The sequence below is a fragment of the Pauljensenia sp. C0170B4 genome (assembly GCF_056590235.1).
In genome coordinates this window covers 42,314-49,041 of record NZ_JBWPVS010000009.1, presented here as the reverse complement: position 1 = coordinate 49,041, position 6,728 = coordinate 42,314, and the positions used below count along the sequence as shown (strand labels likewise).

The window sequence follows — 6,728 nt, the reverse complement described above, 5'->3', positions numbered from 1 at the left end:
CAGGGCCAGCAATATGCTCAACAGCCCATGCAACAGCCGCAGTACCAGCAACCGGTTCCGCCGCAGCAACCGCAGTACCAGCAGCCTTATGCTCAGCCCGCTCCTCAGCAACAGAGCCAGCCCTACGCTCAGCAGCCATACGTTCAGCCTCAGGGCCAGCAATATGCTCAACAGCCCATGCAACAGCCGCAGTACCAGCAACCGGTTCCGCCGCAGCAACCGCAGTATCAGCAGCCTTATGCTCAGCCCGCTCCTCAGCAACAGAGCCAGCCATACGCTCAGCAGCCTGCACCGCAGTCGGGCCAGCCCTATGCTCCACAGCCCATGCAACAGCCGCAGTACCAGCAGCCGGGCCAGCCATACGCGCAGCAGCCTGCGCAACCAGCAAAACCAGTGCTCCCGCCAGCATTTATGGGCGAGCTCAAGGCAGGATTTGCCAATGGGCGCGGCCTTGCTGCCCTCGGCGCCGTGCTGGGGGTGCTCGTCGTCGTCTCATTCATCTTTGGCCTGTTCCTCATGCCTCTGGGATCGGCGATGGGCGGCGCGGCCGGCTCAGATGACTCCATACTGTCGGGCCCCTCGCCCCTCGTATTCGCCGGTGTTGTGCTGGGAGGCTACATCTTTGCAGGTGCTCAGGCTATGGGCTTCACAATAGCCGGAGGAACACTCTCAGTGCTGTTCATCCTCGCCTGGGCTGTCATCTGCACGCTGATCTGGGTCGTGCTCAAACGATTCTTCAAAGTCCAGCGCGATGACACTAACCTTGTTGCCCACCTGGTCCGCACGGTACTGGAAGCTCTGGCTATTGGCCTCGTTACCTCGATCCTGTTCGGTTTTTGGAGGCTGCGGCTTGTCGCACCGCTCGACGGCGGTGACCTGTCCTTTGACAACCTCGGCAGCCTGTCAATGGGACCCGGTTTCTTCCACATCTTCCTGAACGTGACATTCTTCGTTGGGATCACGCTTTTCTTTACTCGTAAATTTCTTCCTGCCAGCTGGAAAGACAATAAGTTTGTTGCTGAGCTGCTTACTGGTGCTCGCGAATTCGTTCAGGCACATGCGGTGCTCTTCGCCATCTTCGCTCCCTTCGCTCTGATTCTCGGGATCGTGTTTTTTGCCAAGACAGATGGCGTGTCCGTCACGCTGGTTCTGCCGCTGTTGGCCAACATCATCATCTGGATTACAGGCATGTGCTTCTTCGGTGGATTCTCGGTGGGTGGCTCAATGATGGACATGTTCGGTTCGGGTGGATCCTACGGTGGCAGTGGCACTGCCATGATCTGGAATTTCCACCCCATCGCCGCGGTCATCGGTTTCATCCTCGCCATCGTCGCCATCATCGCAATGGCGATCCACATCGGGGCTCGACGCACGCGCACCGGCTCGATTCAGTGGGCCAGGATCTGGCAGATGCCAGTCATCGGCCTTCTGGCGTGGCTCATTGTTGGCCTGTGGCTTTCCAACGTTACGATGCATATGTTCGGTGAGAGTGCTTCTCTCGGCATGTCATGGTGGACGCCGTTCACGGTCGCCATCCTTGGACTCTTCCTCGCCTCACTGCTGGCCGAGATTCTTCCCGAAGCATTGGTCGACACTCCACTGCTGCCGTTGCTCGCTGGAAAGAAGACGGCGCAAGCCTGGCGTCAGCAGCCTGCTCCGGTTCAAGCTGCTCCTCAGCAGCAGTACGGGTACGGAAATGGGATGCAACAGGGCATGAACGCTCCTCAAGGCCCCCAAAACTCGGCGCAGTACAACCAGTACCCGCAAGGGGCGGCCGCACCTTACCAGCAGGAATTCGGTTCGCAGTACCCGAATCAGGGGTACCAGCCTCCGGCTCAGGACCCGTCAGGATCAGCCGATAACCAGGCAGAACCGCCGTATCCGCCGCAAGACTCCTCACCTCAGCAGTGAAAGTGAGTCGCTGAATCGATCACTGAAATGAAGATGGTCTCCGAACTGACTTCGGTCAGATCGGAGACCATCTCCACTTTTCAGATGCGCCCGGTTCCTGCCGCAGGCGCAAAAAATTCGCCGCCTACACTGTAGACGGCGAATCAGAAAGCAGCGTATCAGCGGGTGTGACGCGCCACTCGTTCAGACTTCAGGCACTTCGTGCACACATTCAGTCGCTTGGGTGTGCCGTCAACCAAGGTACGAACGCGCTGGATATTCGGGTTCCAGCGGCGATTCGTGCGCTTGTGGGAGTGCGAGACACTCTTACCGAAGCCCGGTCCCTTGCCGCAAACGTCGCATACGGAAGCCACGATGATCTCCTCTAAGTAGTCAGTTATCGTCCCAAATGAGACAGTCGATGTGGTGCGAATCCACCACGAGCAACCACAAAATGGTAGCTGATGACAGGCCTATTCTCCAACTCTTTGAACCACATTGCCTGTGTCAGTTCCACCACATCTGCGCGCGGGCGACCAAAAGTGAGACGATAGGATCACCCGTGACTACTCATAGCGAAAGGCCTATCCGTGACCGGTGAACTCTCAGCACACACGCTGGCACTCACGCTGACAACAGCCGCCACGGAACTGGCCAAATTGCGTCCCTTCCTGGATGACCTCGATGGATGGAACTCCCACGACTGCGACACGGGCACCAACGCGCTTCTGACAGTGGAATCCATGAGCCGCCTCGCCCCAACTGACCCGGACATGCCTCTGGCTGATTACCTCGACACGTTGGTCAGCGAGGGGATCCGCACAGGGCACGGACACGTCGGATTGCTCATTACCGCTCTATGGAGTGCCTGGGCACACGCCCTGCGACAAGAATCCGGCGCAGATCTCAATCCGATCATCGTGCGACGGATGCTCACATCCGCCCCCTGGGATGCGCCCGACGCCCACGTGAATGTCGCACCTGCCCTTGCTGCAATGTTTGATGAGGCAACCAGCGAACTCGAGGTTCTGGGAGCAACGGTTCCTGATCAGAGCGACCTCGTCTCCCTGTATTCCAGCCAATTGCAGTATGGGTTGATCAACGCCACTGATGACTATATCGACGCAGGTGCAGCAGCCCTGATCGTCATCGCCGCATCACTGGACTGCACCATGCGTAACGATCCAGCCATCCTGGACTCACTGGCACGTATGATGAGCGACCTGGCTCATTCACATTCGCGCCTGGTTTCGACCGCTGTCCGCCCGCGCGACGCCTTCAATGTGGACATGATTGTGGCAGGCAGTACTGACGATGCCACGAATGCAGGCGACTATCTTGATGCACTGGAAGCTCGGTGGGCGGCAGTGGGAGCCACCGATTTGTTTGCCTATGGCACCTGGCGTTTCCGCATCGACACATCGGCGCCATTGGCAGTTCGACCACCCCACGGCACCGTCACCCGGTTTATGGTCCGTGACGGCCGACCCGACGAACTCATCGGCGTGGACACGCTCAGTGACGGTGTGACGCATCGCGGCGCTCAGCTCCTCGAACGCCGCACCCACCAGCGCATCGAACGCGCCACAGTTATAGCGATGACTCATGCACCCGGCCTTGTCGAAGACCTCGCACAGGCAGGAGCACTGACACTGCTCGACCCGAGTGACCAGGACATTGAGGCCATCACTTGCGCCCTCGCGCATTCGTCAACAGGAGTGTCGCTCATTGCCGCCTGCGACAGTGCCAGCCGCGCACGTGCCGAACGTATTCGTGATGTATCGCCCCACACAGTCATTGTCGCCCCGTGCGAGGACGACCTGACAGCGCTGGAATGCACCCGAGCGTGCGCCAGCGCCTTCGTCCCACAGCCAGGCGGACCCACCGTCGCACCTGTCATGCAGACCATGCTGACTCAGTCAGCAGCGCGCGCAGCTGCAGCCAGCTTCGCCCTGGCCATTACCTATGATGCGGATGAGCAACTTCCTCTTGCCGTGCGGGAAGTCAAGGCGCGCGCCCCCAGACGCGTGCGTCTGTTGATCGGAGCTGCCGACGGTCCGAACCTGACGGCAACGGTTCGTCAGATGCTGGCACCTGACATCAATGAGCTCGAAGTAATTGACGGCGGGCAGGCAGGCCCCAGCATTATTCAGGGACTGACCGTATGAACGGGTTTTCCACCTCCCTCGACGTCCCCCTTGCGCTGCGTCTGCCCGCCTCGACGGCGCGAAAACTTGCCGCACACGATCTGATCTCGGTGGCTGACCTGCTCACGTACGGGCCACGCAGGCTCGACCAGTGGGGCTCGCTCACACCGATCAGTTCGCTGCACGAAGGGGACACGGTGACGATCCTCGCTGAAGTGCTCAGTGCCCAGATGATGCCCAACCGCACGCGCAAAGGGGTACGCTTCGTGGTTGAACTGACCGATGGGTCCGAGACGATCACCGCCACGTTCTTCGCTTCCACGCGCTATCGCCTCGCGCCCCACGAACGACTGCTCGAACCTGGTGCGCGCATGCTGTTTGCCGGCAAGGTCGGTTCCTACAAGGGGAAGGTTCAGCTGACAAATCCGCAGTTTGAAGGCGCGCAGGACGCCACGATTCCGGAGATCGTTGAACGCAGCCAGCGACTCATCCCCATTTACCCGGCCACTGCCTCGCTCAATTCGTGGACCATTGAGCGCGCTGTGTCTTTTCTGCTTCAGTCCATGCACGAGGGCGACCTGGCTGACCCCGTCCCGGAAACGATTCGCCGTGAAGCTGGTCTGCCTGATCTGGTCACCACGTTGCGCGCACTGCACGAGCCGGACAGCCGCGAGGACTGGAAAACTGCCCGCGCGCACATGGCGTGGCGTGAAGCATTCACACTGCAGGCTGGGCTGGCCTGCGTCAGACGCGGTAGTGACATGGAAAGGGCGCCGGTGTGTCCGCGAGGCGATGACGGTGCCGTCCAGGCTTTACGCGACTCCCTGCCTTTCGACTTGACGGGCTCCCAGGAAGCAGCGGTGGAGGCCATTTCACGTGACCTCATGCGCGAACGCCCCATGCAGCGCCTCCTGCAAGGCGACGTGGGATCCGGTAAGACGGTGGTATCGGCACTGGCCATGTGCCAGGCTATGGATTCAGGATTCCAGGCGGCGATGCTGGTACCCACCGAGGTCCTCGCTGAGCAGCACTACCAGTCCCTGCATGCCCTGATCGCGCGGATGACCACCCACGCGCCACGCATCGAACTGCTCACAGCTTCCACTCCGCGCGCCGAGCGCCGCACTCTGGAACGCGACCTTGCTGACGGCCAGCCCATGATCGTGGTCGGTACACACACGTTGCTGCAAGATAGCGTCACATTCGCGCACCTGGGCCTGGTTGTCGTCGACGAGCAGCATCGTTTCGGTGTTGCCCAGCGTGACCACCTGCGCGGCGCGGCCACCGCTGCCACGCTGACGATCCCGCACCAACTGGTCATGACCGCCACGCCCATTCCGCGAACTGTCGCGATGACCGTGTTCGGTGACCTGGACCAGACGTGCATCAATGAGCTTCCACCGGGGCGTCGCCCCGTCAGCACATTCTTAGTCGATGTGGCCAACGCGGCGTGGATGCAGCGTCTATGGGAACGCGCCCGCGAAGAGATCGACCAGGGCGGCCGCATTTTCGTCGTCTGTCCACGTATTGACGAGGGAGACGACGTCGAAGACACGGATGCAGCTGACCACCGTCCACCGCTCGCATCCGTCCACGCGGTGGCGGCCGCACTGCGCACCCAGACAGCGTTACGGGGTATCGGGATCGAGGAACTGCACGGACGAATCGGCAGTGCTGACAAGACCCGCATCATGGATGACTTCATTGCGGGTCGCGCCCCTGTCCTCGTGTCCACCACAGTGATCGAAGTGGGAGTGGATGTGCCCGAAGCGACCATGATGGTCATCATTGACGCCCAGCAATTTGGCCTCTCACAGCTGCACCAGTTGCGCGGCCGTGTCGGACGCTCGGATTCAGACAGCGTGTGCATGGCGGTACACCGCCACGACCTGTCGGCACCAGCCCGCGAACGGCTCGAGGCCTTCGCGCGCACGACAGACGGATTCGAGCTGGCGCGCGTGGATCTGACGCTACGTCGAGAAGGCGACGTGGTCGGCGCCCAACAGTCAGGGCGCACCTCGGGACTGCGTTTCCTGTCGGTCTCACGAGATGGCGACATTATCGAGCAGGCGCGTGACGCTGCGCGACGCACCATCAGCGCAGACCCCACACTGGCCGATCACAGCGAACTTGAACGAGTCATCAGAGCGCGACTGTCCTCACAGGTCGCGTGGATGGAGCGTTCCTAGCCGACCACTGCTGACAGTGCGATACACACGACTGTTCCGCTGAGAATCGAAATCATGAGGTTGTGTTTCCACAGGTGCAGTCCGACCGTCACGACGAGGGCGACCAGTGTCGGCACTGTTGCCTGCAGGTCGCTCCACGCAACATCCATCATCGTGTAGACGCTCAAGATGGCCATGATGCCCACAGCCATGCGCCTGCCCAGCCACTTGATGAGGCGAGATTCGCGGATCGGGGCGAGCAACGCGAACGGCACGGCGCGCAGCAACACGGTGACAAGACCGGCTACCGCAAGGATCGCAATCAGATACATCGTATTCATCGCCTCTCCTTCGCGGCGAACATGACAACCAGAACCAGCACGTAGGCCGACATGGCGATGACCAGCATTGATCCGGGCACAACAATCGCGGCCGCCACGCCCAGGCGCCCCGCATATGCCACGTCGTGTCCGATGCTCACCGAAATTATGGTGGCACGAGGGCCAGTGGCCGCGATGTATGT

At 60.8% G+C, this 6,728-nt stretch carries 7 protein-coding genes; 3 read left to right on the top strand and 4 right to left on the bottom strand.

The window, feature by feature from the left end; all coding sequences use genetic code 11:
* On the bottom strand, positions 1-409 hold a 409-nt coding region (locus AC1EJ1_RS10020), incomplete at its 3' end, for a hypothetical protein (RefSeq protein WP_480295792.1).
* A gap of 2 nt (positions 410-411) precedes the next feature.
* On the opposite strand from AC1EJ1_RS10020, the gene AC1EJ1_RS10015 reads away from it, so the two are divergent.
* Entirely contained in the window at positions 412-1,911 is a 1,500-nt protein-coding gene (locus tag AC1EJ1_RS10015) for a proline-rich domain-containing protein (RefSeq protein ID WP_285014669.1), read from the top strand.
* A gap of 158 nt (positions 1,912-2,069) precedes the next feature.
* On the opposite strand, the gene rpmB is transcribed toward AC1EJ1_RS10015, so the two are convergent.
* Positions 2,070-2,264 carry a 50S ribosomal protein L28 gene (gene rpmB, locus AC1EJ1_RS10010; RefSeq protein ID WP_058236488.1) on the bottom strand — a complete coding sequence of 65 codons (195 nt, stop codon included), beginning with the start codon at positions 2,262-2,264 and terminating at the stop codon, positions 2,070-2,072.
* A 216-nt stretch (positions 2,265-2,480) separates the two neighbouring features.
* On the opposite strand from rpmB, the gene AC1EJ1_RS10005 reads away from it, so the two are divergent.
* Both AC1EJ1_RS10005 and AC1EJ1_RS10000 read left to right on the top strand, forming a co-directional pair.
* On the top strand, positions 2,481-4,058 hold the full coding sequence (locus AC1EJ1_RS10005; RefSeq protein ID WP_285014672.1) for a hypothetical protein: 1,578 nt from the start codon (positions 2,481-2,483) through the stop codon (positions 4,056-4,058).
* On the top strand, positions 4,055-6,226 hold the full coding sequence (locus tag AC1EJ1_RS10000; RefSeq protein WP_480295790.1) for an ATP-dependent DNA helicase RecG: 2,172 nt from the start codon (positions 4,055-4,057) through the stop codon (positions 6,224-6,226). The genes AC1EJ1_RS10005 and AC1EJ1_RS10000 overlap by 4 nt, the downstream gene beginning before the upstream one ends.
* Here the strand turns inward: AC1EJ1_RS10000 and AC1EJ1_RS09995 are convergent.
* Positions 6,223-6,546, bottom strand: coding sequence for a branched-chain amino acid transporter permease (locus AC1EJ1_RS09995; RefSeq protein WP_480295788.1), 324 nt, complete (start codon positions 6,544-6,546; stop codon positions 6,223-6,225). The two genes, AC1EJ1_RS10000 and AC1EJ1_RS09995, sit on opposite strands and share 4 nt — an antisense overlap.
* Positions 6,543-6,686, bottom strand: coding sequence for a hypothetical protein (locus AC1EJ1_RS09990; RefSeq protein ID WP_480295787.1), 144 nt, complete (start codon positions 6,684-6,686; stop codon positions 6,543-6,545). The genes AC1EJ1_RS09995 and AC1EJ1_RS09990 overlap by 4 nt, the downstream gene beginning before the upstream one ends.
* Positions 6,687-6,728 lie beyond the last annotated feature (42 nt).